Raw genomic sequence first — 23639 nt, forward strand, 5'->3', positions numbered from 1 at the left:
CGGAGGCCTTCGCGCATGTCACGCCAGCTGTTGCACATGGCCCTGGGGCCGCTGCTCGGACTCTTCATCCTGGGCATCGGCAACGGTTTTCTGACCACGCTCACCACCCTTAGGCTGGACGCCGCCGGGGCCTCGTCGCTGGTGATCGGCTGGGTGTCTTCGGCCTACTTCATCGGCCTGGGTGTGGGGGCGATGGTCAACGACCGCTTGCTGCTGGCGATCGGCCATATCCGTGCCTACGGCAGCTTCGCCTCGCTGCTGGCGGTGTCGGTGCTGCTGCAGGGCATGTTCGTCGATCCCGTGGCCTGGTTTGCCCTGCGCCTGATCGCCGGCTGGGCCACGGTGGGCGTGTTCCTGGTGATCGAGAGCTGGCTCTTGACCGCCGGCGACGACCGGGTGCGCGGGCGCCTGCTGGCGATGTACATGATCGTGGTGTTCGCCGCCGGGGCGATCGGCCAGCTGCTGTTCGGCCTGACCCGCGGCATGGCGCCCACCGAGCCCTTCATGCTGGTCGGCCTGCTGGCCTCGCTGTCGGTGCTGCCCATGGCGATCATCCCGCGGGTCACGCCGCTGCTGGAGAAGGCCGAGCCGCTGTCGCCGCTGCGCCTGATCACCCTGACGCCCACCGGCGTGATGGGCAGCTTCGGCTCCGGCATCGCGGTGGCGGCGGTCTATACGCTGCTGCCGCTCTACCTGCAGCGCAGCGGCGTCGGCGGCGACCGCGTCGGTCAGCTGATGGCGCTGGTGGTGCTCGGCGCCATGTGCCTGCAGTACCCGGTGGGACGCTGGTCGGACCGCCACGACCGCCAGCTGGTGCTGATCGGGCTCGGAGGCTTCTGCGCGCTGATCTGCGCCGGCATCCTGCTGTTGCCGCTGCCGCCTTGGGGGCTCGCCGCGCTGCTGTTCCTGCTCGGCGGCGGGGTCTTCTCGCTGTATCCGGTGGCGGTGGGGCATGCCGCCGACCGCGCCCCGGCGGGCGCGCTGGTGCGCATGAGCCAGGGCCTGCTGCTGATCAACGCCATCGGCGCGACCCTGAGCCCCTCGGCGATCGGCCCGGTGATGACGCTAGTGGGCGACGGCGGGCTGTTCTGGTCGCTGGGCGCGCTGGGCGTGGCGCTGGTGGCCTTCTTCGCCTGGCGGCGCAGCGTGCGCCCGGCGCCGGTGCCGGTGGCGCCGTTCTCGCCGGCCACGCCGCTCAGCGCCGCCGAGCTGGCGGTCACCGAGGAGTGGGTGCAGGGCGCGCTGGAGCACGAGCACGTCGAGGATCTGTCCGAGGCGGTGCCGGACGTCGAGGTGGCCGAGCCGCTGGTCGGCCCGCCGCCGCCCGACGAGCCGCATATCGTCTACTACGATGACGCGGCGCCGGCGGGGGCTGCGTCCGACGTCGATGCCGATGAGAGGGGCGCCGAGGACGCCGGCCAGGATCGAAGGGCGACCTACGGCTAATGGTTCATCGGCCGTCGTGAATCTAGGCTCGCCGGAACGTCCTGTTTTCGAGGTGCCCCGATGACGCCCTATTCGCCGCCGCTTCGCGATGTCCGCTTCGTGCTCGAGGAACTGCTCGAGCACGGCTCACTCTCCCTGCCCGGCTTCGAGGAGATCGGCCCCGAGCTGGCCGACGCCGTGCTGGAGGAGGCCGGCCGGCTGGCCGGTGAGGTGTGGGCGCCGCTCAACGCCGTCGGCGACCGCCAGGGCTGCCGGCGGCGGGAGGACGGCGCCGTCACGCTGCCCGAGGGCTTCGCCGAGGCCTACCGGGCCTACGCCGAGGGCGGCTGGAACGGCATCGGCGTCTCCGCCGCCCACGGCGGCCAGGGCCTGCCGGAGACCGTGGCCAGCGCCGTGCAGGAGATGCTGCACGGCGCCAACATGGCGCTGGGGCTGTGCCCCATGCTCACCGCCGGCGCCATCGAGGCGCTGGCTCGCCATGGCAGCGAGACGCTGCAGGCGCGCTACCTGCCGCCGCTGGTGGAAGGCCGCTGGACCGGCACCATGAACCTCACCGAGCCCCAGGCCGGCTCCGATCTCTCCCAGGTGCGGACCCTGGCCGTGCCCGCGGACGACGCGTCCGGTCGTTATCGCCTCAGGGGCCAGAAGATCTACATCACCTGGGGCGAGCACGAGGCCGCCGAGAACATCCTGCACCTGGTGCTGGCGCGCACCCCGGACGCCCCCGAGGGCAACCGGGGCATCTCGCTGTTCCTGGTGCCCAAGTATCTGGTGGAGGAGGACGGCTCGCTCGGCGCGCGCAACGACGTGACCTGCACCGGGCTCGAGCACAAGCTCGGCATTCACGGCTCGCCGACCTGCTCGCTGAGTTTCGGCGAGCAGGAGGGGGCCATCGGCTATCGGGTCGGCGAGCTCGGCCGCGGGCTCAATCACATGTTCACCATGATGAACGAGGCTCGCCACAAGGTCGGCATCCAGGGCATCGGCGTCGCCGAACGCGCCTGCCAGCAGGCGCGCGGCTACGCCCTGGAGCGGGTGCAGGGCCGCCGCGACGGCGCGCCCTGCGCCATCGCCGAGCATCTCGACGTCAGGCGCATGCTGCTCTCGATGCGCGCCCGCACCGATGCGCTGCGCGCCCTGGCGCTGACCTGCGCGGCGCAGATGGACCGGGCCCGCCACGCCCGGGATGAGGCCGAGCGCCAGGCCGCCCAGGCGCGGGTCGAGGTGCTGATCCCGGTGGTCAAGGCGTTCTCCACCGATCAGGCGGTGGAGATCGCCTCGCTGGGCCTGCAAGTCCACGGCGGCATGGGCTACATCGAGGAGACCGGCGCCGCCCAGCTGTTGCGCGACGCGCGCATCGCGCCCATCTACGAGGGCACCAACGGCATCCAGGCGCTGGACCTGGCCGGGCGCAAGCTGGCCCGCGACGGCGGCGCGGCGCTGAGCCGGTTGGCCGACGAGGTCGAGGCCACCGCCGAGGCGCTCGCCGCCAGCCCCGAGCTGCGCCCGCTGGGCGAGAGCCTGGCCGGCGGCGTGGCCGACCTGCGCACCGCCACGGGCCTGGTGCTGTCCCAGGGCGCCGATCCCGAGCGCGGCGCGGACGCCGTCCAGGCCTGTGCCACGCCCTTCCTCAGCCTGGCCGGCCACGTGCTGTGCGCCTGGCAGCTGGGCCGCTCGGCCCTGCGCGCCGAGGCGGCGCTGGCCGACGGCACGCATGACGCCGACTTCTATCGCACCAAGCTCGCCGTGGCGGAGTTCGGCCTGCGCCAGTGGCTGCCGGAGGGCCGCGCCCGGCTGGCGGCGATCGAGGCCGGCCTGGGCGGCCTGGCGGCGCTGAAGCCCGAGCATCTCTGAGCCCGGCAAGCGGGCGAGCCGGCCAGCGTGATGTCAGCGCAGGCGGGCGTGACTCGACCGCGACACACCAGCGGTGCATGCTGATCCGAGTGCCCGCCGGGCGTGATCGGCGGGCGAGTCTACCCAAGCGAAGGAGAGGCAGCGATGAGTCAATCACCGATCGGCGTCGTGGGCGCCGGCACCATGGGCCAGGGCATCGCCCAGGTGCTGGCGACCGCCGGTTTCACGGTCCGCCTGTTCGACGTGGCCGGGGAGGCGCTCGAGCGCGCCCGGGCCGGCATCGACAAGGGGCTCGGCAAGCTGGTGGCCAAGGAGCGGCTGAGCGAGGACGCGCGCGCCGACGCCCTGGCGCGGCTCCACGGCACCACCGAGCTTGCGACCCTGGCCGACTGCGAGGTGATCATCGAGGCCGCGCCCGAGAACCCCGAGCTCAAGGAGCGGCTGTTCCGCGACCTCGGCGCGCTCGGCGACGACATCATCCTCGCCTCCAACACCTCCTCGCTGTCGCTGACCCGGCTGGCCGGGGTCTGCGAGCGCCCCGAGCGGGTGGTGGGCATGCACTTCTTCAATCCGGTGCCGGTGCTGGCGCTGGTCGAGGTGATCCGCGCCGAGCAGACCGCTGACGCCACCGTGGCCCGCGTCGAGGCGCTGGCCGAGGCGCTGGGCAAGACCGCGGTGCGGGTGGGGGATTCGCCGGGCTTCGCCGTCAATCGCCTGCTGGTGCCGATGATCAACGAGGCGGCCTTCCTGGTGCAGGAGGGCGCGGCGACGCCGGAGGCGGTGGACCAGGCCATGCGGCTCGGCGCCGCCCATCCCATGGGCCCGCTGGCGCTGGCCGACCTGATCGGCCTGGACGTGTGCCTGGCGATCATGGAGGTGCTGCAGGAGGGCTTCGGCGATCCCAAGTACCGGCCCTGTCCGCTGCTCAAGCGCATGGTCGATGCCGGCTATCTGGGCCGCAAGAGCGGGCGCGGCTTCCACGTCTACGACGCGGCCTGACCCCGACCAAAGCCGCGATTGTCGCTCACCCTAGCGTTCGCTAGGGTGAGGGCGTTGCGTCTTTCCCGATATCACGAGACGAGGAGCCATCATGAGCGAGCAGGCGATCGAGGTGCAGGACGACGGCGGCGTGGTCCGTCTGACCGTCAACCGTCCCAAGGCGCTCAACGCCCTGAACAGCGAGGTGCTCGCCGCCCTGGCGGCGGCGCTCGACGATCTCGAGGCCCGCGGCGATCTGCGCGCGGTGCTGATCACCGGCGCCGGCGAGAAGGCCTTCGTGGCCGGCGCCGACATCACCGAGATGCGCGACAAGAGCGCCGTCGAGGCCCGCGACTTCGCCGGCCAGGCCCAGGCCACCCTCAAGCGGCTCGAGGCGCTGCCGGTGCCGGTGGTGGCGCTGGTCAATGGCTTCTGCCTGGGCGGCGGCTGCGAGCTGGCGCTGGCCTGCGACTGGGCGGTGGCCAGCGACAACGCCGTGTTCGGCCAGCCGGAGGTGCTGCTGGGGGTGATTCCGGGCTTCGGCGGCACCCAGCGCCTGCCGCGCCGCGTCGGCCCGGCCATGGCCCTGGACCTGGTCACCACCGGGCGCAAGATCGACGCTGGCGAGGCCCTGCGCATCGGCCTGGTCAACCGGGTGATGTCCCAGGCCGAGCTCGAGGACTACGCCGCCGAGCTGACCCAGCAGCTCGGCGGCAACGGCCCCCAGGCGGTGCGCGGCGCCAAGCAGGCGGTCCACGACGGCCTGGACCAGGACCTGGACAGTGCCCTGGCGCTGGAGACCAGCCTGTTCGCGCTGTGCTTCGCCGGCGACGAGCAGCGCGAGGGCATGAGCGCCTTCGTCGAGAAGCGCAAGCCGAACTTCTGAGCGCCGTCCCCTTCCTGCGAAGCATCGACGGCCGTGGCGGTGACGCCACGGCCGTCTTGTGTCTGTGGTGTCAGTCCAGGCCCCGGTCGCCTCGCCCGGCCAGTCGCGCCGGCCAGCCGAGGCGCAGCATGCCGGTGGCGATGGCGGTGCCCGCGAGGGTGATGGCCATGCCGGCCAGGATCTGCAGGCTCAGCGTCTCGTCGAGCAGCACATAGCCCCACAGCAGGGCGCTGACCGGCACCAGGAAGGTCACGGTGGAGGTCGCGGTGGCCCCGGCGCTGGCGATCAGCCCGAAGTAGAGCAGGAAGGCCAGGGTGGTGCTGAAGGCCGCCAGCGCCAGGCCATTGGCCCAGCCGAGGCCGCTGATCGGGGCCTCGGGCCACAGCCACAGGCCCGGCAGCAGCAGGATCATCCCGGACATGGCGCAGCTGCCGGCGGCCAGCACGCGCACCGGCAGGTGAGACAGGTAGGTCTTGGAGTAATTGGTGGCGATGCCGTAGCAGAAGGTGGCGCCGAGCACCGCGAGGATGAACCAGCCGTCGCCGCCCAGGGCGAAGTCCAGCCGGTCCGCGGACAGCACATAGACCCCGAGGAAGGCCAGCGCCAGGCCCAGGTACTGGCGCCTCGACACCGGCGTGGCGAAGAACAGCGCGCCGAGCAGGGCGGTGAACAGCGGCGTGGTGGCGTTGATCAGCGAGGTGAAGCCGGCCTCCAGCCGGGTGGTGGCCAGCGCCAGCAGCGAGAACGGCAGCACGTGGTTGACCAGCCCCAGCAGCATGAGCCGGCCGGCGTTGTCCCGCACCAGGCGCAGGTAGCGCACGCCGAGCAGCAGCGGCAGCATCAGCAGCGCGCCCACGCCCATGCGCACCAGGATCAGCGGCACCGGGCCGAACTCGGGCACCGCCACCCGCATGAAGATGAACGACATCCCCCACAGCGAGGAAAGCAGGATCAGGCGGAGGGTATCGGCCGGGCTCATGGCGGTGTCCAGTTGGCGAGCGGGAGGGAAGGTGCCATGGCAGGGTAATCGCCCGTCGGCCGGCGGGGAAGGGCGTGGAGGTTCGCATCTTACTCTTGGTCATGAAGGGGGCGCGCCTGCCGGCGGCGTGATCGAGCGCAGTCCCGGTTGTGCGAGGCCGTGCCGCGATGGCAGGAGGTTCCCTGGCTCGGGGGAACGGCCAAGCCGAAAGCCGCCGTCCTCGTCGCGCCCGGCCGCATCGAGCCCGACGACATCGTCGGAGCGCTTCTCCCATCGGCGCGACGGGTTCAAGGTCGCCCCGAATGCGGGCCGAGGACGGCGCTGGCGCGCAGGCGGTGGCCGTGATATCGCTGTGGGGGCGATGATTCCACACGGAGGCGACCATGAAGACCATCGGCGTGCTCGGCGGCATGAGCTGGGAGTCCACCCAGAGCTACTACCGGGCCCTCAACGAGGGCGTGAAGCGCGAGCTGGGCGGCTTCCACTCGGCGAAGGTGGCGCTCTACAGCGTCGACTTCGCCGAGATCGAGACGCTGCAGCAGGCGGATCGCTGGGACGAGGCGGGCGAGCGGCTCGCCGCCGCGGCGCGGCGGGTGCAGGCGGCGGGAGCCGACTTCCTGCTGCTGGCCACCAACACCATGCACAAGGTGGCGCCGGCGATCGAGGCCGCCATCGAGATCCCGCTTCTGCATATCGCCGATGCCACCGCCGAGCGGCTGCGCGACGACGGGGTGCGTCGCGTGGGGCTGCTGGGCACGCGCTTCACCATGGAGCAGGCCTTCTACACGGACCGGCTCGGCGAGCGCTTCGGCATCGAGGTGCTGGTGCCGCAGGCCGAGCAGCGCGAGCGGGTGCATCGGGTGATCTTCGAGGAGCTGTGCCAGGGCCGCATCGAGCCGGCCTCGAAGGCGGCGTATCTCGAGGTCATCGCGGACCTGCACGCCCGCGGCGCCGAGGCGGTGATCCTCGGCTGCACCGAGATCGCGCTGCTGGTCGGCCAGGGCGACACGCCGGTGCCGCTCTATGACACCACGGCGCTGCACGCCGAGGCCGCGGTGACGGCCGCCCTGGCCGAGGAAAAGGGCGAGCGGGCTTGGTAGAGTGACGGCTTCCATCAACGCCAGGGAGGCAGGGATGCGCATCACCCAGCTCAACATCTATCCGGTCAAGTCGCTGCGCGGCATCGCCCTCGACGAGGCCACGCTCACCGAGCGCGGCCTGGCCTTCGACCGCCACTGGATGGTCGTGGACGCCCGCGGCCGCTTCGTCACCCAGCGCGAATGCCCGGCCATGGCCAAGGTGACGGTGCGCCTCGAGCCGAGCCGCCTGGTGCTGGAGCATCCCGAGGCCGCGCCTCTGGCGGTGCCGCTGGCGCGTCACGGGCTCGAGCGCCTCGAGGTCAGCCTCTGGAAGGACAGCGGCGAGGCGCTGGACGAGGGCGCCGAGGCGGCCGAGTGGCTGACCGCCGCGCTGGGCGACGCCCGGCAGGGCGATCGGGACGGCGGACTGCGCCTGGTGCGCTTCCCCGAGGAGCGCCGTCGCGAGGTCGAGGCCGACTATCTGCGCGGCGAATCGGCCCACACCGCCTTTGCCGACGGTTATCCGCTGCTGGTGGCCCATCGGGCCTCCCTCGAGCGGTTGAACGAGCGCCTCGCCGAGAAGGGCCTGGACGCCGTGCCGATGAGCCGCTTCCGGCCTAACGTCGTGGTCGAGGGGGAAGGGCCCTTCGCCGAGGTCGACTGGGACGAGCTGGCGCTCGGCTCGGGCATCCGGCTGGGGCTGCGCAAGCCGTGCAAGCGCTGCAAGATCATCACCCAGGATCAGTGCACCGGCGAGGCGCCGGAGCCCAAGGAGCCGCTGAAGACGCTGGTGGAGATGGATACCCAGCCGGGCTGGAAGGGCGCCTACTTCGGTCAGAACGCCGTTCCCCTCGACGGCATCGGCCGGACGCTGCGCGTCGGCGATGACGCGGCGGCAACGATCAGGGCCTGAGGCATGTAATGCCGCCTGGCCGAGGCCGGCTGAGCTCGCCTCGAGCATGGCGTCAGCCGTCAGTGCGACGGGTCGACCAGGCCGCCCAGCGAGGCGTTGCGGCGGAACCAGCCGGCGATGCTGGCGCGGGGATAGCGGGTCGGCAGCACCTCGTGGGGCACGCGATCGGAGAGGAAGCAGACGAAGGTGCCGGCCTCGGGCCGAACCCGGGTCAACTCGCGGTCGGGGTCGTGCTCGTCGAAGATGACCATCTCGCCCTCGCCGTCGGCGGGCCAGTCGGGGTTGAGGTAACCCACGGTGGAGATCACCCGGTTGGCGCGGCCGCGGAAGCTGTCGAGATGGCGGCGGTAGAAGGCGCCAGGCGGGTACTGGGCGAAGTGCGCCTCGTACTCGAACAGGCCCAGAAACAGCGCCTGGTTGAGCGCCTTTTGCAGTTCGCCCATGGCCTCGAGGTAGCGGCGCTGGGCCAGGCTCTCGCGGTCCAGCCAGCGGATGGCGTCGCCGCGGATGTCGCGGCGCAGGTGATGCTCGCGCCCGCGGCCGACGCCGGCGGCGTCCAGCGCCTCGCGCGAGGCCATCGTCTCGAGCTCGGCGAGCAGCGGGGCGTGCAGGGCCTCGGGCAGGAATTGCTCGCCCAGGTACCAGCCCTGTTCGACCAGGGCGTCGACCAGCTCGGTCAGGCGGGCGGGGGGCAGATGCGGTCGGGTCATGATGGCGTCAGTCGGCGTTCGGGGTGAAAGTGCAGCTTGCCCTCGGGGCGCTGGAAGAGATCGATCGGCATGGCGAAACCCTCGGCCAGCAGTTCCACCAGCATCATCGAGGACAGTCCCCAGATCACGTGGTCGTCGTGGCGATAGCTCGGCACGTAGTAGGCGCGGCCGTCGACGCGGATCACGTCGGTGTGGGTGCGCCGGTCGGCCAGGAACGCCGCCAGCGGCACCTCAAAGATGGCGTCGAGCTCGCCGGGGTCGGGCGTGAGCGGCAGGTCCGCGGGAATCACGCCGACGTACGGCGTGACGCGGAGGCCGTGCAGCGAGATGACGTCCGACAGCCGTCCGAGCACCTCGACCCGCCCGGGCGGCAGGGCGATCTCCTCCTCGGCCTCGCGCAGGGCGGTGGTCAGCAGGTCGGCGTCGGCTTCCTCGCGCTTGCCGCCGGGAAAGGCGACCTGGCCGCTGTGCGTGGAGAGATGGGCGGCGCGGCGGGTGAACAGCAGCGTCGGGTCGGGGCGTGCCACCAGGGGAAGGAGCACCGCCGCCTGGGGCAGGTCGAGCGTCACGCGGCGCGGCGCATGCGCTTGCAGGCGCTCGCGAAGTTTCTCTAACATGATGATTCCATCGAGTTTCACCTCTTTTACCCAGTCGCCGCACGCGGCGTCAAGCCCGGGGCACTCCCGGTGCCAGCCAGTCAGGGAGCGCCATGAATTTTTGCAGTCACTGTGGGCAGCCGGTCCGTTTCGCGATTCCCGAGGGCGACGATCGTCCGCGCTTCCTGTGCGACGCCTGCGGCACCATCCACTACCAGAATCCGCGCATCGTGGCCGGGACCCTGCCGGTGTCGGGCTCGCGGGTGCTGCTGTGCCGCCGCGCCATCGCCCCGCGCAAGGGCTACTGGACGCTGCCGGCCGGCTTCATGGAGAACGGCGAGACCACGCCCGAGGCGGCCGCCCGCGAGACCCGCGAGGAGGCCATGGCCGAGGTCGCGCTTCACGGCCTCTACACGCTGATCAACCTGCCGCATATCGACCAGGTATTCATGATCTTCCGCGCCGAGCTGGACGGCGACTTCGGCGCGGGGCCGGAGAGCCTCGAGGTGGCGCTGTTCGAGGAGCACGAGATTCCCTGGGGCGAGCTGGCCTTCCCCACCATCGAGCGCACCCTGCATCACTTCTTCGCCGACCGCCGCGGCGGCGACTTCGCGCTGCACGTCAGCGACATCACGCCCGAGGATCGCGAGCGCTACTTCGGCTCCGCCTGACACCGAGGCCGACCCGGCCGCCGCGGTTCTCCGACCAGACGACGCCACGGGCCATTCCCGTGGCGTTTTCGTTGCGCGGCGTCGGATATCGGCCGAACGCTAGAGATCGGCCAGCTTCCAGGCGTCGTAGGCCGGCTCCTCGTAGGGGTGGGCATGCCGGAGCGCGGCCAGGGCCTCGCGGATCAGCGCATCCTCGCACACCAACTCCACCTTGAGCTCTTCCACGTGTTCCAGGTCGCCGACGCGGCCGATATGCGGGTCGGCGCCGGCCAGCGGGCGGAACTGGCCGGTGCCCGGCGTCTGGAAACAGCAGGCCTCGTAATCGCCGATGCGCCCGGCGCCGGTGGCGAACACGGCTTCCTTGACGGCCTCGGCGTCTTCCACGGGAACGAAGAAGGCGAGCTTGTACATGATGGTCTCCGATGTCGAGGATGCTTCCTCGTTGTGCCACAGCGGCGGGCGGCCGTCAGCAGGCGCGAGAAAAAAACTTGTCACTTTCCTGTACGTGAATTACGTTTTGTATAGGTCGAGTAAAGGAATCTCTTCCAGACATCCCTCGCACCGAGTGCTAACCGGTATCCCCGGAGGAGCCATCTCATGAAGGTCATGACATCACGCATTCCCCAGTTCATCGGCGCCGGCCTGGTCGGCCTGGGCCTGAGCTTCGGCCTGAGCGGCGCCGCCCAGGCCGATCATCACGGCATGAAGGCGGATATCGTCGATACCGCCGTCGAGGCCGGCCAGTTCGAGACCCTGGTGGCCGCGGTCAAGGCCGCCAATCTGGTCGAGACCCTCAAGGGCGAGGGACCGTTCACGGTCTTCGCGCCCACCGACGAGGCCTTCGCGGCGCTGCCGGAGGGCACGGTCGACGACCTGCTCAAGCCGGAGAATCGCGACACCCTGACCGCCGTGCTGACCTACCACGTGGTGCCGGGAAAGGTCATGGCCGAAGACGCCATGGGCGCCGATAGTGTCACCACCGTTCAGGGGCAGGACATCAGCATCACCACCATGGACGGCCAGGTGATGGTGAACGATGCCACCGTGATTCAGCCCGACATCGAGGCCAGCAACGGCGTGATCCACGTCATCGACGGTGTGCTCATGCCCGAATGACGCCGATAGTCCTCCCGCGATTGCCTCGTGCAATCTCCTGTTTGCCGCCCCTCCCCCCGGGCGGCTTTTTTTTTGCTGCCCGCGCTGTTCCGTGATCGGCAGGGCAGAGCGCTTTGACAGCGAGCGCGTCCGGGGCGAGCCTCGTCGGAACCACGACGCACGGAGGGAATTGGATGTTCGATGATGCCCTGAAGGCGCTGCTGGATCGCCTCGACCTGGGGCCCCGCGGCTCGCTCGCCCCCCTTTCCGGCGGTGACATCGCCGCCGTCTACCGGCTGGCGACCGACCGTGGCGAGGTGGTGCTCAAGCGTGACGAACCCGAGCGGCTGGCCGGCGAGGCCGAGGGGCTGCGTGCCCTGAAGGCGGCGACGACACGACTCGCGGTGCCCGAGGTATGGGGCGAGGGCGATGGCTGGCTGGTGATGGAGGCGCTGACGCCGGCCCGGCGCACGGCCGCCTGCGAGCGTACCCTGGGCGAGGGGCTGCGCGAGCTGCATGGGGGAGCGCCGGCGTCGGGCGAGGCCTCCCACGGCTGGGCGCGGGACAACGCCTGCGGCGCCACGCCCCAGCCCAATGCCTCGCTCGACGACGGCCGCGCCTTCCAGCGCGAGCGCCGGCTGCTGCCGCTGGCGCGGGCCTGCCATGACCGGGGGCTCTTGGACGCGCGTCTTCGAGAGCGGCTTGAGACGGTGGCCCAGGGGCTCGAGGGCTGGCTGCCGGACGCCCCGGGGCGGCTGGTGCACGGCGACCTGTGGTCGGGCAACGTGCTGTACACCAGCCGCGGGCCGGCACTGATCGATCCGGCGGTCTATCGTCACTACCCGGAGGTCGACCTGGCCATGCTGACGCTGTTCGGCGCCCCGTCGGAGGCCTTCTTCGAGGCCTACTGGAACGGCGCGGCGCCGGCGGACTGGCCGCGTCGCGAGGCGCTGTTCCAGCTCTATCCGCTGCTCAATCACCTGCTGCTGTTCGGCGCCGCCTATCGCGACGCCGTGGCGCGGGCGCTGACGCGGGTCGAGCGGGGCGGCTGAGGCGCTTCCACGCCGCGCCCGGTCGCTCTCAACCCTGGCGCAGCCGGGCCAGGGCGCGTCGCCACCAGGGCGAGCGCAGTCCGACGGCGGGGAGGTCCCGGGTCAGGAAGTCGGCGACCGGCCCCACCTGCTCGGGGCGGTCGAGCATCGGCGCATGGCCGCAGTCGGCCGCCTCGAGGGTGATCAGCCCGGGCTGGGCCTCGCGCATGCGCTCGACGCTCTCGGCCTTGAGCAGCGGCGAGGCGGCGCCGCGCACCACCATCAGCGGGCAGCGGATCGCGCGCCAGTCGGCCCAGGTATCGCGCGGCGTGTCGTGGATGAATTGCTCGCCGATGCGTGGATCGTAGTGGTAGGTCCAGCCGCCGTCCGGCAGTCGGCGGGCGCTGTCCAGGGCCAGGCGACGCCAGGCGTCGTCGCTGCGCGGACCGAAGCCTTCATAGTGCCGGCGCAGCTCCGCGGCCAGGTCGCGGAACCGGCCGAAGCGGTGGGGCACGCCGAAGTAGGTGCCCAGCGCGGCCAGGCCGTCGGGGTCCAGCTCCGGACCCACGTCGTTGAGCACCAGGCGCTCGATGCGCGCGGCGGTGTCGGTCTCGGCGGCCAGCAGCATCCCCAGCAGGCCGCCCATGGACGTGCCGACCCAGGGCACGCGCTCGAGACGGAAGTGATCGAGCAGCGCGACTGCTATGGTCATATAGTGCGAATACAAATAGTCGTGGGCGGGATAGAGCGACCAGCTCGACAGGCCGCGCCCTGGGGTGTCCGGGGCCAGGACCCGCCAGCCCGGCCCCAGCCGCCGGGCGAAGTCGGCGAAGTCGCCGCCGTGGCGGGCCAGGCCATGCCAGGCGACCAGGGTGCGGGGCGCCTCGGGATGCCAGATGCGGACGGCCACGTCCAGCTCCCTGACGCGCACGAAGGTCAGATCGTCCATGATGAGGGCTCGGTCGGCGTATGTGGCTTTGCAGCATAGACGATTCCGAGAGGGCCGCTGGCAGGAAGATAATTTCCTTGCTAATTACACGAACGGTGATGGATTGACGTGGTAAACATGCGACAATGAATGTATATCCCCTAGCCACTCTACGTAGAAGGAACTTGCCGATGAAGCCGTATCGTCCGGTGTTGTCGGGGCGGCGTGTGCTGTTGCCCTGCCTGCTGGCCGCTTCCCTGGCCGGTCAGGCCCAGGCCGCCGACCTGCTGACCATCACCCGGGATGCCATCGACAACAACGCCAGCCTGGCCTCGGCGCGCGCCCAGCGCAGCAGCGTGGAGGAGGGGCGCAACGTCGAGCGCGGTGACCTGCTGCCCCAGGTCTCGGCCTCGGGCCAGGTCGCCCACAACCGCCTGTACGAAAGCATTGCCTCGACCCAGTCGGTCGGCACCGGCACCGGGGATGACAGCTACAACAGCGCCAGCCTGACCCTGGAGGCGACCCAGGCGCTGTTCGATGCCGCCAACAGCGCCGAGGTCAATCAGGCCGAGAGCCTGATCGACCAGCAGACCTACCAGCTGGCCGCCACCGAGCAGCAGGTGCTGATCGACGTCTCCTCGGCCTATTTCGACATCCTGCGGGCCCACGCCATCCTCGAGGCGCGCCGCGCCCAGGAGCGGGCCATCGGTCGCCAGCTCGAGCAGGCCCAGGAGCAGTTCGACGTCGGCCTGATCGCCATCACCGAGGTGGAAGAGGCCCGGGCAAGCTTCGACCAGTCCCGCGCCGACCGCATCGCCGCCGAGAACGACCTGCAGGTCAGCTTCGAGACCCTGGAGCGGCTCACCGGCCAGCGCTACGACAGCATCGATGCCTTGCAGGACGCAATGCCGGTGAACCCGCCTGAGCCCACCGGCCGCGACGCCTGGGTCGACCTGGCGATGGACAACAGCCCGCTGGTGCTGGCCAGCCAGGCCGGCGTCGAGGTCTCCGAGGACGCCGTGGACATCGCCCAGGCCCAGCGTCTGCCGGTGGTCGAGGCCTTCGCCAGCTACGACTACTCCGACACCGACCAGGACCACATGGAAGGGCATAGCTCCCAGAGCCAGCTCGGTGCCCGGGTCAGCCTGCCGATCTACACCGGCGGCCGGACCAGCGCTAGCATCCGCCAGTCCACCTACGACCTGGAGTCCAGCCAGTACGACTTCGAGGACCAGCGTCGCGACACCATCCAGCAGGTACGCTCGCTGTACACCCAGGTCACCAACGACGTGGCCACCGTCGAGGCGCGGGCCCAGGCCATCGTCTCCAACCAGAGCGCGCTGGATGCCACGCGTGCCGGTTACGAGGTCGGCACCCGCAACATCGTCGACGTGCTCGACGCCGAGCAGAGCCTCTACGACGCCATCGCCGACCACGCCGATGCGCGCTTCAGCTACGTGATCGACCTGCTCAGCCTGCGTCAGCAGTCGGGCACCCTGAACGTCGAGGCCATCGAGGCGCTCAACGACTGGCTGTCCACGGAGCAGAACGTGTCGCTGGCGCTGCCGGAGGCCGGCGAGGCCAGTCGCTACGACGAGGCGATGGATATCGGCGCGCCGCCCCGTCCCGAATCGTGAGATTTACTTACGTACAGGCGTGAATGTATGTTTATATTCACGCCTGTCGTGCGAACCCCCTTCGACGTTCGATCCTTTAACGAGAATCAGGCATGAATACAACACTTCGACGCAGTCGTGCAGGGCTGTTGGCACTGGCGGCTGGGCTGTTGCTGTCCGCCTGCGGTCAGGACGAGGCGGCCCAGCAGCAGGCCGGTGGCGGCGAGACCCCGCCGCAGCCGAAGCCGGTGACGACGCTGGCGCCCCAGGACATTCCGCTGGACAAGTCCTACCCGGCCCAGCTGCGCAGCGATACCGAGGTGACGCTGGTGGCCCGCGTCACCGGCGTGCTCGAGGAGCGTCTCTTCGAGCCCGGCGACATCGTGGAGAAGGGCGACAGCCTCTTCGCCATCGAACCGGACGTCTATCAGGCCACGGTGTCCCAGCGCGAGGCCGACCTGGCCAGCGCCCAGGCGGAAGAGGCCCGCGCCCAGCGCGACGCCAGCCGCTATCAGCGGCTGCTCAACCAGAACTCCGTGAGCCGCCAGCAGGCCGACCAGGCCCAGGCCGACCTCAACGTCGCGCGCGCCAGCGTGGCTCAGGCCGAGGCCGCGCTGGCCAGCGCGCGCATCGATCTGGACTACGCCGACGTCACGGCCCCGGTCGGCGGCGCGATCAGCCTCAGCGAGGTCAACGTGGGCAACCTGGTCAGCTCCGGTACCGAGCTTGCCACCATCACGCCGGTGGACCCGCTCGAGGTGCGCTTCCAGCTGCCCCAGCAGGACGCCTTCACGCTGCGTCGCCAGCTCGGCGACCAAGAGCCCGGCCAGATCGCGGCCAGCCTGACGCTGCCGGGCGCCAACGACACCCTCGAAGGGCACCTGGAATTCCTCGGCTCGCGGGTCGACGAGCAGACCAGCACCGTGCAGGCCAAGGCCTCCTTCGACAATCCCGAAGGCAAGGTGCTGCCGGGGCAGTTCGTGCGCGTTCGCCTGGCGGGCCTGAAGCGCTTCGAGGTGCTGGCGGTGCCGGAAATCGCGGTGGGCCAGGGCCTGATGGGGCCCCAGGTGTTCGTGCTCGACGAGGACGATGTGGCGCGTGCCCGCACCGTGGAGCTCGGCGAGCTGGCCGGCCCCTGGCAGATCCTGAACGGTGGCGTGGAGCCGGGCGATCGCGTGATGGTCGGCGATCCGGCGGGCGTCGAGCCCGGCACCCCGATCGCACCGCAGCCGTTCGACGGCGATGCCCAGGCGCTGATTGCCCAGGCCACCGGGCAGACCCAGGGCCAGCCATCCGGCCAGGGGCAGGGCTCGGCACAGGGCAGCGATAGCGCGCCCGCCGCCGAACGCGCCTCGCCGGCCGAAGAGGACGCGGCGGAATGAATTTCTCCAACTTCTTCATCAAGCGACCGATCTTCGCGTCGGTGTTGGCGATCATCCTCACGGTGGTCGGCCTGATGAGCATGCGGGTGCTGCCGATCGAGCAGTACCCCAGCGTGGTGCCGCCCACGGTCTCGGTCAGCGCCACCTTCCCGGGGGCCGACGCCGAGACCGTGGCCCAGACCGTGGCCGCGCCCATGGCGGAGGCCATCAATGGCGTCGAGGACATGCTGTACATGACCTCGACCAGTGCCGACAACGGCACGATGAGCCTGAGCGTGTCGTTCGACATCGGCTCCGATGGCGACATCAACACCATCAACGTCAACAACCGGGTGCAGGGCGCGCTCTCGCAGCTGCCCGAGGCGGTGCAGGAACAGGGCGTGACGGTGGAGCTGGAGTCCAGCTCGATCCTGATGGTGGTGTCGTTGCTCTCCCCGGAGGACGACTACGGCAAGATCTACATGCAGAACTACGCCTCCCTCAACATCCTCGACGAGCTGCGCCAGGTGCCCGGCGTCGGCGGTGCCGAGGTGCTGGGGGGCGGCGACTTTGCCATGCGGGTCTGGATGAATCCCGACAAGCTGGCGCAGTACGACCTGACCCCGTCCGAGGTGGCCAGCGCGATCCGCGCCCAGAACACCGAGGTGTCGGCCGGTAGCCTGGCGTCGACGCCCCAGAACGAGGCGCGGGCCTTCACCTATACCATCACCGCCGGCGGCCGCCTGAGCAGCGTCGACGACTTCCGCGACATCTTCCTGCGCACCAATCCCGACGGTTCGGCCCTGCGGCTGGACGACGTGGCCCGCGTCGAGCTGGGGGCCTCGTCCTACGGTGTCGATGCGCAGCTCAACGGCGGCACCATGGCGCCGATCATGATCACCCAGCAGCCCGGGGCCAATGCTCTGGAGACGGCCAACGCGGTCAAGGCGAAGATGGAAGAGCTGTCCGGGCGCTTCCCGCCGGGGCTCGAGTACGCCACGCCCTACGACACGACGCTGTTCATCGACGCCTCGGTGGAGACCGTGTTTCACACCTTCATCGAAGCGTTCCTGATCGTCGGCGTGATCCTGTTCATCTTCCTGCAGAACTGGCGCTTCACGGTGATCGCCATGTCGGTGGTGCCGGTCTCGGTGCTGGCGACCTTCGCCGGCTTCTACGTCTTCGGCTTCTCGATCAACCTGCTGACGCTGTTCGCCCTGGTGCTCTCCATCGGCATCGTGGTCGATGACGCCATCCTGGTGGTGGAGAACGTCGAACGGGTGCTCGGCGAGGACGAGGACACCACCGTCCTGCAGGCCACCATCCAGGCCATGCGCGAGGTCGGTGGCCCGGTCATCGCCACCTCGCTGATCATGGCGGCGGTGTTCGTGCCGGTGGCCTTCCTGGGCGGCTTCAGCGGGCAGATCTACCAGCAGTTCGCGCTGACCGTGGCCGTCTCGGTCGCCTTCTCGGCGCTGATGGCGCTGACCTTCACCCCGGCGCTGTCGGCGATCTTCATCAAGCACGACCTGCACACCAGGGAAACGGCCTTCCGCCGCGCGGTGCGCACGCCGCTGCGCCTGTTCGACCGCTTCTTCGCCGGCACCACCGCCGTCTACATGTGGGTGGTGAAGAAGCTGGTGCGGTTCTGGGGGCTGGCGCTGCTGCTGACCGCCCTGGTGGGCGCCGGGTCCTGGTGGCTCTATCAGAGCACGCCGTCGACGCTGGTCCCCGAGACCGACCAGGGCATCGTGATCACCTCCGTGCAGCTGCCGGACTCGGCCTCGCTGGAGCGGACCCGCACCTACATGAGCGAGCTCGGCGCGTCCATCCAGGAGATTCCGGGCGTGAAGTACGCCACCTCGGTGGCGGGCTACGACATGCTGACCAGCTCGGTGAACACCGCGCGCGGGGTGATCTTCGTCACCATGGAGCCCTGGGAAGAGCGTGACATCACGGCCACCGACCTGATCGGCCAGATCATGGGGCTCGGTGCGAAGACGCCGGGCGGCTCGGCGATGGCCTTCAACATGCCACCGATCATCGGCCTGTCGACCACCGGCGGCTTTACCGGCTACCTGCAGTCCTATGACGGCGCGACGACCGAGGAGCTCTACCAGGCCTCGCTCAAGGTCATGCAGGCGGCCGGCCAGAACCCCGTGCTGAACCAGGTGTTCACCACCTTCAACGTCAATGTGCCGTCCTTCAGCGCCGAGATCGATCAGCAGAAGGCGCTGAGCTACGGCGTGTCGCTGGAGGCGCTGAACTCGACCCTGGGCAATACCTTCGGCAACGGTTTCGTCAACTACTTCAGCTACAAGGGCCGCAACTTCCAGGTCTACCTGCAGAACGAGGACGAGTATCGTGACACGCCGGACGACATCAACAACATCTTCGTGCGCGGTGGCGACGGCGAGCGGATTCCGCTGTCCGAGTTCGTGACCCTGGAGCGCCAGGTGGCGCCGGCGGTGGTGACGCGCTTCGGCGTCTATCCCGGGGCCCAGTTCCAGGGCAGTCCCGCGCCGGGCTACAGCTCCGGCCAGGCGATCGACGCCATGGAGCAGATCGTCGACGAGGAGCTTGGCGACGGCTGGGGCATGGGCTGGACCGGCACCGCCTATCAGGAGAGCGAGGCGGGCAGCGCGGCGACCCTGGCCATCGTCTTCGGCCTGCTGATGGTGTTCTTGATCCTGGCGGCCCAGTACGAGAGTTGGTCGCTGCCGCTGGCGGTACTCACGGCCACGCCCTTCGCCTTCCTGGGGGGCATCGGCGGCATCGCGCTGCGCTCGCTGGATACCAGCGTCTACGTGCAGATCGGCATGCTGGTGGTGGTCGGCCTGGCGGCCAAGAATGCCATCCTGATCGTCGAGTTTGCCGAGCTGCAGCGCCGCGAGATGGGCAAGACCATTCGCGAGGCGGCCATCACCGCCGCGGAGCTGCGTTTCCGTCCGATCGTGATGACCTCGCTGGCGTTCATCTTCGGCACCCTGCCGCTGGCCATGGCCAGCGGGGCGAGTGACACCAGCAGCCAGCACATCGGCACCACGGTGGCGATGGGCATGGCCTCGGTGGCGATACTCGGCAGCCTGTTCGTGCCGACCTTCTACGCCATGATCGCCGGCGTCTCCGACTGGCTGAAGCGCAAGACGGGCGGCGAGCGCGCCGAGCATCCGGCGCTGGAGCAGGACGCGACCCGCTAACGGCCACGTCTCGCCCCGACACGGGCACCGTCTCCTTCGGGAGGCGGTGCCCGTTTGCGTTGGGTCAGGAAAACGTCGATCTGCGACCAAAGTGGTGCACTGTGCCCCACGAGGGGGCGCTACGCTGAAGGCATCAAAACGCTTTGCCGGCTAATCGGCCGGATGGAGGAGCCGCCATGGATGCCATCGTCTCGCTTGCCCTGAGCTTTCCGCTCATCTTCTTCACGGCGCTGCTGGCGCTGACGGTCCTCTACTGGCTGCTGGTGTTGATCCGCCTGGCGCCAGTGGAACTGTTCGAGCACGACAGCCTGCGCAACGACACCCTGGCCAGCGCCCTGGTGTCGCTGGGCTTCGCCGGCGTTCCGGCCTCGATGGCGCTCAGCGCGCTGATCGTGCTGGCCGCGGCGCTGGCGCTGGCCGCCGAACTGGCGGTACTGGGGCCGCTGCCACTGGGCTTCTTTCGCGTGCCGCTCGGCCTGGCGCTGATCTGGGCGGCGTTCGCGCTGGCCTCGCCACTGGCCGCGGCGCTGTGTCGTCGGCTGCATCGTCGCCTGCATCGTCATCCGACGCTGTCGAAGCGCTGCCTGCTGGGCGAGCGAGTCCGCGTCACCTCGGCCGATGCGGAGGGGGCCACCGCGGTGATGGACGACGATCCCGCCCGTGAGGTGCGTCTGCGGGGCAAGGCCGACAACCAGCCGCGGGTCGGCGAGGTACGCGTGCTGGTCAAGTATCTGGCGGGGCAGGGGGCCTATCGTTCAGTGCGGGAGGAGCGCTACCTGGATGCGCGGACGAGGCTGGTGCGGCTGCATCTGCTGGAGCGTCACGAGGGGCCGATGCACGGCGGGAATGGCCACAACGGCTCGCATCCCTCAGCGTGAGGCGTCGCTCGGCTGGCTAATCAGGGCCAGCTGGGTGTCGACCAGCTCGGTGCTGCGTTCGAACAGCGAGAAGGCTTCGGTGTCGCGCAGCCAGTCGTGGTAGACCCCGCTCAGGGTGGCCTGCAGCAGGCGAGTGGCGAGCTCGGGGCTGACGTCATCGCGCAGCAAACCGAGCTGGCATGCGGTGGTGAAGTAGCCGTGCAGGGCGTCCAGACATTCGCTGGCTATCTCGGCCTGCATGGCCTGTGGGTCGATATCGCTGAAGAACTCGCAGCGGTGCAGCAGGATGGCGTGAACCCGGCGGTGGCGTGGTTGCTCCAGGCGCCGGACGCCCTGCTGGCAGCCCAGGCGAATGGCCTCCAGTGGCTGGGTGTCGTCGGCCTCACTCTCCGCCACCAGCTCCTCGAACGGCATGCGCACCCGGTCGAGCATGGCATGGAACAGGTCGGCCTTGTTGCGGAAGTGCCAGTAGACGGCGCCGCGGGTCATACCGGCGTGGCGGGCGATCTGCTCCAGCGAGGTGCGCGCCACCCCTTTCTCGAAGAACACTTCCTCGGCGGCATCGAGCAGGGCCACGCGGGTGGCTTCGGCTTCGGCCTTGGTGCGTCTGGCCATGGTGTTGATCGACTCCGAGGGGGGGTAGGCCGCCATTCTACCCAATGAGGGAGCCGGTTTACATTCATCGGTGAATGCTACGTTGGTCCGGGATCGCTTGAGGCGCCCGCCGGGATGCGTGAATATGAGACGGCGCTTATTTCAGGAGATCGCTTCATGGCTCGCGCTCCCTTCGAGCTCGCCGACGTCCGGGTGGCGCCGGGCACGCGTCAGCAGATCGACGTGCCGGCGGCCCGGCTCTATACCCATGCGCCCTTGTACATTCCGGTGGAGGTAGTCCACGGCCGCCAGCCGGGTCCGGTGATGCTGGTCTGCGGCGGCATCCACGGCGACGAGATCAATGGCGTGGAGATCGTGCGCCGGCTGCTGCGCTCACGGCAGCTGAAGGGGTTGCGCGGGACCCTGATCGGCGTGCCGATCGTCAACGTCTTCGGCTTCGTCCAGCACAGCCGCTACCTGCCCGACCGTCGCGACCTCAACCGCTGCTTCCCGGGCAGCGAGTCGGGCTCGCTGGGCAGCCGGATCGCGGCGCTGTTCCGCGAGCAGATCGTCGACCAGGCCACCCATATCATCGATCTGCATACCGGAGCCCTGCATCGCACCAACCTGCCGCAGATCCGCGCCCGGCTGACGCCCGGCAGCGAGACCGAACGCATGGCCGATGCCTTCGGCGCGCCGGTGATCCTCAACGCCGAGCTACGCGACGGCAGCCTGCGCCACTACGCCGAGAGCCACGACATTCCGGTGCTGACCTACGAGGCCGGCGAGGCACTGCGCTTCGACGAGTGGGCGATCACGCCGGGCGTGCGCGGCGTGCTGCGGGTGATGCGCCGGCTCGGCATGCTCGGGGGAGAGAAGCGCCGCCGTCCGCCGCCCGCCGCCGAGGTGGCGGGTGGCTCGAGCTGGGCGCGGGCGCCGATCGACGGCATCCTGCGACCGCAGGTGCGCCTCGGTGCCCGGGTGGCGGCGGGGGAGTTGTTGGGGCGGGTGGCCGATCCCTTCGGCAACGCCGAGGGCGAGGTGCGGGCCGTGGCCGACGGCATCGTGATCGGCATGAGCCGCCTGCCGCTGGCCAACGAGGGCGAGGCGCTGTTCCACATCGCCCGCTTCGATGCGATCGAGGAGGCCGAGAGCGCCGTCGAGAGCTTCCAGTCGAGCCTCGAGCCGCCCCCCGACGCTCTGTACTGACGCGTTACCGCCGACGGACGGCTCAGCCGGCCAGGCTGGTCTCCTGCGGCCGGGGCACCAGGCCCAGGGCGTCGTCGAACACCGCGAGGCCGGCGCCCTCGCGGTGGGCATGCTCCGAGAGATGGCGGCGGAACTTGCGCCCGCCCGGGCAGCCCTGGAACAGGCCGAGCAGGTGGCGGGTCATGTGGTTGAGCCTCGCGCCTTCCTCGAGCCGGCGGGCGATATAGGGGCGCAAGGCCTCGGCGGCGGCATGGCGATCCGCCGCGGGGCCGTCCTCGCCGTAGAGGCGACGGTCGACGTCGGCCAGCAGCCAGGGGTTCTGGTAGGCCTCGCGGCCGACCATCACGCTGTCCACGTGCTCGAGCTGGGCCTGGCACTCGTCGAGCGTCTTGATGCCGCCGTTGATGCCGATATGCAGGTCGGGGCGCTGCTGCTTGAGGCGATGCACGCGGCCGTAGTTGAGCGGCGGCACGTCGCGGTTCTCCTTGGGTGACAGCCCCTCCAGCCAGGCCTTGCGGGCATGCACGGTGAATACCTCGCAGCCGGCGTCGGCGACGCGCTCGATGAAGTCGGCCAGGTCGGCGTCCTCGTCCTGGTCGTCGATGCCGATGCGACACTTCACGGTGACCGGGACCGACACCGCCTCGCGCATCGCCGCCACCGCCGCCGCCACCTTCTCGGGATGGGCCATCAGGCAGGCACCGATCAGGTTGTTCTGTACCCGGTCGCTGGGGCAGCCGACATTGAGGTTGACCTCGTCGTAGCCCCATTCCTCGGCGATCGCCGCGCACTCGGCCAGTGCGCCGGCGTCGCTGCCGCCGAGCTGCAGGGCCAGCGGATGCTCCACGTCGTCGTAGCCGAGGAAGCGCTCGCGGGGGCTGCCGTGCAGGATGGCGCCGGTGGTCACCATCTCGGTGTAGAGCAGGGTGCGGCGCGTCAGGGTCCGGGCGAATGCGCGGTAGTCGCGGGTCGTCCAGTCCATCATCGGGGCCACGGAGAAGGTGCGGTCAAGATCGGTCATCGGCGTCACGGGGTCGGTCGAGAAGCGCGTATTCTACCAGTCATGGCGCGGGGTGCGAGTGCTGCAGGCGAGCGTGAAAGGCCTCGGCGACGATATCGTCCATACTCGCCAGGACGGAGGTGTGAAACGGCTGCTGAAGGAAGGGTGAATGGGGCGTCATGATCTCGGCGAATCCCGAGGCGAGCGGCTATCGCGTCTGGGATCGGCTGGCCGGGGGGCGGAGGAAGGAGGGGGAGACGATGAACGATCGCAGGGTCGCGCTGGAGCGGCTGAAAGAAGAGCTCGAGGTGCGTCTGGCTCGATACCGTCAGCACCGGGAGCGTCGCGCCGGTCCGCTGGACAAGGACATGGAGGACCAGCCGCTGGAGACGCGTGACGACGAGGTGGTGGCGTCGCTGGAGGCGGAAGCCGAGGACGAGCTGTCCCAGGTCCGCCATGCCCTGGCCCGGATCCGCGAGGGTCGGGGCGAGGCGTGCGAGTGCTGTGGCGAGCCGATCGAGGCGGGTCGCCTGGCGGCGGTGCCGCATGCGACCCTGTGTCGAGCGTGTCAGGGGGCGTGAGGCGCGAGTCGGACATTTCCGCACAGGGAGGACG

The 23639-nt window shown here is 69.9% G+C and carries 22 protein-coding genes; 15 read left to right on the top strand and 7 right to left on the bottom strand.

Going from position 1 to position 23639, the window contains the following annotated elements; genetic code table 11:
• The first annotated feature begins 15 nt into the window (after positions 1 to 15).
• The 4 genes from ACGTNF_RS00730 (at position 16) to ACGTNF_RS00745 (ending at position 5164) form a co-directional block, all read left to right on the top strand.
• Positions 16 to 1446, top strand: a complete 1431-nt coding sequence (locus tag ACGTNF_RS00730; protein ID WP_394599968.1) for an MFS transporter — start codon at positions 16 to 18, stop codon at positions 1444 to 1446.
• A 60-nt stretch (positions 1447 to 1506) separates the two neighbouring features.
• A complete protein-coding gene (locus ACGTNF_RS00735; RefSeq protein ID WP_394599969.1) occupies positions 1507 to 3300 on the top strand; it encodes an acyl-CoA dehydrogenase in 1794 nt (597 codons plus the stop codon).
• Positions 3301 to 3444: 144 nt separating this feature from the next.
• Entirely contained in the window at positions 3445 to 4299 is an 855-nt protein-coding gene (locus tag ACGTNF_RS00740; RefSeq protein WP_394599970.1) for a 3-hydroxyacyl-CoA dehydrogenase NAD-binding domain-containing protein, read from the top strand.
• A 91-nt stretch (positions 4300 to 4390) separates the two neighbouring features.
• Positions 4391 to 5164: an enoyl-CoA hydratase-related protein gene (locus ACGTNF_RS00745; protein ID WP_394599971.1), complete on the top strand. Its 774-nt coding sequence runs from the start codon at positions 4391 to 4393 to the stop codon at positions 5162 to 5164.
• Between the two features lie 70 nt (positions 5165 to 5234).
• On the opposite strand, the gene ACGTNF_RS00750 is transcribed toward ACGTNF_RS00745, so the two are convergent.
• Entirely contained in the window at positions 5235 to 6143 is a 909-nt protein-coding gene (locus tag ACGTNF_RS00750) for a DMT family transporter (protein WP_394599972.1), read from the bottom strand.
• A gap of 383 nt (positions 6144 to 6526) precedes the next feature.
• Here ACGTNF_RS00750 and ACGTNF_RS00755 point away from each other — a divergent pair, with 383 nt between their 5' ends.
• Positions 6527 to 7243 carry an aspartate/glutamate racemase family protein gene (locus ACGTNF_RS00755; RefSeq protein WP_394599974.1) on the top strand — a complete coding sequence of 239 codons (717 nt, stop codon included), beginning with the start codon at positions 6527 to 6529 and terminating at the stop codon, positions 7241 to 7243.
• 34 nt (positions 7244 to 7277) lie between these two features.
• On the top strand, positions 7278 to 8135 hold the full coding sequence (locus ACGTNF_RS00760) for an MOSC domain-containing protein (RefSeq protein ID WP_394599975.1): 858 nt from the start codon (positions 7278 to 7280) through the stop codon (positions 8133 to 8135).
• A gap of 59 nt (positions 8136 to 8194) precedes the next feature.
• Here the strand turns inward: ACGTNF_RS00760 and ACGTNF_RS00765 are convergent, their stop codons facing one another.
• Both ACGTNF_RS00765 and ACGTNF_RS00770 read right to left on the bottom strand, forming a co-directional pair.
• Positions 8195 to 8845, bottom strand: a complete 651-nt coding sequence (locus ACGTNF_RS00765; RefSeq protein WP_394599976.1) for a 2OG-Fe(II) oxygenase — start codon at positions 8843 to 8845, stop codon at positions 8195 to 8197.
• Entirely contained in the window at positions 8842 to 9462 is a 621-nt protein-coding gene (locus ACGTNF_RS00770) for a CoA pyrophosphatase (protein ID WP_394599978.1), read from the bottom strand. The genes ACGTNF_RS00765 and ACGTNF_RS00770 overlap by 4 nt, the downstream gene beginning before the upstream one ends.
• A 92-nt stretch (positions 9463 to 9554) precedes the next feature.
• Here ACGTNF_RS00770 and ACGTNF_RS00775 point away from each other — a divergent pair, with 92 nt between their 5' ends.
• Positions 9555 to 10112 (top strand): NUDIX hydrolase, encoded by a 558-nt coding sequence (locus ACGTNF_RS00775; RefSeq protein WP_016856061.1) that lies wholly within the window; start codon positions 9555 to 9557, stop codon positions 10110 to 10112.
• Positions 10113 to 10211: 99 nt separating this feature from the next.
• Here ACGTNF_RS00775 and ACGTNF_RS00780 read toward each other — a convergent pair whose 3' ends face one another.
• On the bottom strand, positions 10212 to 10523 hold the full coding sequence (locus ACGTNF_RS00780; RefSeq protein ID WP_394599979.1) for a YqfO family protein: 312 nt from the start codon (positions 10521 to 10523) through the stop codon (positions 10212 to 10214).
• Between the two features lie 186 nt (positions 10524 to 10709).
• Between ACGTNF_RS00780 and ACGTNF_RS00785 the strand changes: the two genes are divergently transcribed.
• Positions 10710 to 11228 carry a fasciclin domain-containing protein gene (locus ACGTNF_RS00785; protein ID WP_394599980.1) on the top strand — a complete coding sequence of 173 codons (519 nt, stop codon included), beginning with the start codon at positions 10710 to 10712 and terminating at the stop codon, positions 11226 to 11228.
• 173 nt (positions 11229 to 11401) lie between these two features.
• Complete coding sequence (locus ACGTNF_RS00790; protein ID WP_394599981.1) at positions 11402 to 12259, top strand: fructosamine kinase family protein; 858 nt, start codon at positions 11402 to 11404, stop codon at positions 12257 to 12259.
• A gap of 28 nt (positions 12260 to 12287) precedes the next feature.
• Here the strand turns inward: ACGTNF_RS00790 and ACGTNF_RS00795 are convergent, their stop codons facing one another.
• On the bottom strand, positions 12288 to 13187 hold the full coding sequence (locus ACGTNF_RS00795) for an alpha/beta fold hydrolase (protein ID WP_394599982.1): 900 nt from the start codon (positions 13185 to 13187) through the stop codon (positions 12288 to 12290).
• Positions 13188 to 13357: 170 nt separating this feature from the next.
• Here ACGTNF_RS00795 and ACGTNF_RS00800 point away from each other — a divergent pair, with 170 nt between their 5' ends.
• The 4 genes from ACGTNF_RS00800 (at position 13358) to ACGTNF_RS00815 (ending at position 20221) form a co-directional block, all read left to right on the top strand.
• Positions 13358 to 14803, top strand: a complete 1446-nt coding sequence (locus tag ACGTNF_RS00800) for a TolC family outer membrane protein (RefSeq protein ID WP_394599983.1) — start codon at positions 13358 to 13360, stop codon at positions 14801 to 14803.
• Between the two features lie 92 nt (positions 14804 to 14895).
• On the top strand, positions 14896 to 16164 hold the full coding sequence (locus ACGTNF_RS00805; protein ID WP_394599984.1) for an efflux RND transporter periplasmic adaptor subunit: 1269 nt from the start codon (positions 14896 to 14898) through the stop codon (positions 16162 to 16164).
• On the top strand, positions 16161 to 19343 hold the full coding sequence (locus ACGTNF_RS00810; protein WP_394599985.1) for an efflux RND transporter permease subunit: 3183 nt from the start codon (positions 16161 to 16163) through the stop codon (positions 19341 to 19343). The genes ACGTNF_RS00805 and ACGTNF_RS00810 overlap by 4 nt, the downstream gene beginning before the upstream one ends.
• A gap of 176 nt (positions 19344 to 19519) precedes the next feature.
• Positions 19520 to 20221 carry a hypothetical protein gene (locus ACGTNF_RS00815; RefSeq protein ID WP_394599986.1) on the top strand — a complete coding sequence of 234 codons (702 nt, stop codon included), beginning with the start codon at positions 19520 to 19522 and terminating at the stop codon, positions 20219 to 20221.
• On the opposite strand, the gene ACGTNF_RS00820 is transcribed toward ACGTNF_RS00815, so the two are convergent.
• Positions 20213 to 20836 carry a TetR family transcriptional regulator gene (locus ACGTNF_RS00820; protein WP_394599987.1) on the bottom strand — a complete coding sequence of 208 codons (624 nt, stop codon included), beginning with the start codon at positions 20834 to 20836 and terminating at the stop codon, positions 20213 to 20215. The genes ACGTNF_RS00815 and ACGTNF_RS00820 overlap by 9 nt on opposite strands.
• Positions 20837 to 20992: 156 nt before the next feature.
• Between ACGTNF_RS00820 and ACGTNF_RS00825 the strand changes: the two genes are divergently transcribed.
• Positions 20993 to 22024, top strand: coding sequence for a succinylglutamate desuccinylase/aspartoacylase family protein (locus tag ACGTNF_RS00825; protein ID WP_394599989.1), 1032 nt, complete (start codon positions 20993 to 20995; stop codon positions 22022 to 22024).
• A 22-nt stretch (positions 22025 to 22046) separates the two neighbouring features.
• On the opposite strand, the gene dusA is transcribed toward ACGTNF_RS00825, so the two are convergent.
• Entirely contained in the window at positions 22047 to 23045 is a 999-nt protein-coding gene (gene dusA, locus ACGTNF_RS00830; RefSeq protein WP_394599990.1) for a tRNA dihydrouridine(20/20a) synthase DusA, read from the bottom strand.
• Positions 23046 to 23284: 239 nt separating this feature from the next.
• On the opposite strand from dusA, the gene ACGTNF_RS00835 reads away from it, so the two are divergent.
• Complete coding sequence (locus tag ACGTNF_RS00835; RefSeq protein ID WP_394599991.1) at positions 23285 to 23605, top strand: TraR/DksA family transcriptional regulator; 321 nt, start codon at positions 23285 to 23287, stop codon at positions 23603 to 23605.
• The last annotated feature ends 34 nt before the right edge of the window (positions 23606 to 23639 follow it).

This window comes from Halomonas sp. B23F22_10 (genome assembly GCF_043496975.1).
Taxonomy (GTDB): Bacteria; Pseudomonadota; Gammaproteobacteria; order Pseudomonadales; family Halomonadaceae; genus Halomonas; species Halomonas smyrnensis.